The following is a 1376-nucleotide window of genomic DNA, read 5'->3' on the forward strand; positions in this document are numbered from 1 at the left end:
GCGGGCGGCGTACGCGGCCAGCGCGACCTGCTCACGGTTCATGGGGCCACACTATGCGGCCGCAGACGCCGGTGGGCCCTCCCCCGCATCGGGAGAGGGCCCACCGGGTGGGGGGCGCGCAGGTCAGGCGCCGACGCAGTCATTGATGACCGCGCCCAGCTCCTTGGCCTCGTCGGGCGTCATCTCGACCACGAGACGGCCACCGCCCTCCAGGGGCATGCGCAGGACGATGCCGCGGCCCTCCTTGGTCATCTCCAGGGGGCCGTCACCGGTGCGGGGCTTCATGGCAGCCATGCCTCTACCTTTCGTCGTCGTGCCGGACGCGCGGACCGGGCCCGGCACAGGGTGGGCCTGCTCGTGCAGGTCCGCTGGTCGCAGCGACCATTATCGCCCATCGGCGGCACTGCTCGGCGCGAGAGGGGGCCCGACGGGCGGATCGTCACCGCATCGCAACACTCGCACCACCTCCCCACGGGTGCCGGCCGGGTGGCAGGCTACGGGCAGCCGACCCGACAGGAGCACACCGTGAACGACAACCCCCGCCCCGTCCTGCTCGACCTCACCGACGGCGTGGCCACCGTGACCCTCAACCGCCCCGAGGCGATGAACGCCCTCGACGTGGCCACCAAGGAGGCCCTGCTCTCCACCCTGCGCGAGGTGGCCGAGGACCCCGCCGCGCGCGTCGTGGTGCTCACCGGCGCCGGTGACCGCGCCTTCTGCGTGGGGCAGGACCTCAAGGAGCACATCGGGCTGCTCGAGGACGGCACCGCCTGGGACACGGTGCCGCAGCACTACAACCCCATCGTCACCGCGCTGGCCGAGATGCCCAAGCCCGTCGTCGCCCGCATCAACGGGGCGTGCGCCGGGGCCGGCGCGGCGTTCGCCATGGCCTGCGACGTGCGCGTGATGGCCGCCGAGGCCCAGGTCACCTTCGCCTTCGCCGGCATCGGGCTCTCCTGCGACTCCGGCACCAGCTGGCACCTGCCCCGCCTGGTGGGGCCGCAGCGGGCCGCCGAGCTGCTCCTCATGGGGGGCCGTGTGTCCGCCCAGGAGGCCCTCGCGATGGGGCTCGTGGGCACCGTGGTGCCGGCGGCGGAGTTGGACGCCACCGTGGCCGAGCTGGCGGGGCGCCTGGCCCAGGGGCCGACCGTGGCCTACGCCGCCATCAAGGCCTCGCTGCGCACCGCCCAGGGCACGGACCTGCCCGGCGCGCTGGCCTTCGAGGCCGAGCAGATGCGCCGCACCGGCAGCAGCCGCGACCACCGGGCCGCGGTGGAGGCCTTCCTGGCCAAGGAGAGGCCCGTCTTCGCCGGCGAGTGACCCCCGCACCGCCCCGGGCACGCAGGAGGGCCCGCTCCACGGGGCGGGCCCTCCTG

Annotated in this window: 2 protein-coding genes; one reads left to right on the forward strand and one right to left on the reverse strand. The window is 74.8% G+C overall.

Annotated elements, in window-relative coordinates; translation table 11 throughout:
• Positions 1-123: 123 nt before the first annotated feature.
• Positions 124-294 carry a DUF3117 domain-containing protein gene (locus tag HMPREF3099_RS05115; RefSeq protein WP_070704863.1) on the reverse strand — a complete coding sequence of 57 codons (171 nt, stop codon included), beginning with the start codon at positions 292-294 and terminating at the stop codon, positions 124-126.
• A 231-nt stretch (positions 295-525) separates the two neighbouring features.
• Between HMPREF3099_RS05115 and HMPREF3099_RS05120 the strand changes: the two genes are divergently transcribed.
• Positions 526-1320, forward strand: coding sequence for an enoyl-CoA hydratase/isomerase family protein (locus HMPREF3099_RS05120; RefSeq protein WP_070704866.1), 795 nt, complete (start codon positions 526-528; stop codon positions 1318-1320).
• Positions 1321-1376 lie beyond the last annotated feature (56 nt).

This window comes from Kytococcus sp. HMSC28H12, from assembly GCF_001816045.1.
In the GTDB taxonomy this organism is placed as follows: Bacteria; Actinomycetota; Actinomycetes; order Actinomycetales; family Dermatophilaceae; genus Kytococcus; species Kytococcus schroeteri.

What these genes read in the sequence shown, in the direction of transcription:
- HMPREF3099_RS05115 (WP_070704863.1), bottom strand. Translation starts at nt 294, where the DNA reads ATGGCTGCCATGAAGCCCCGCACCGGTGACGGCCCCCTGGAGATGACC.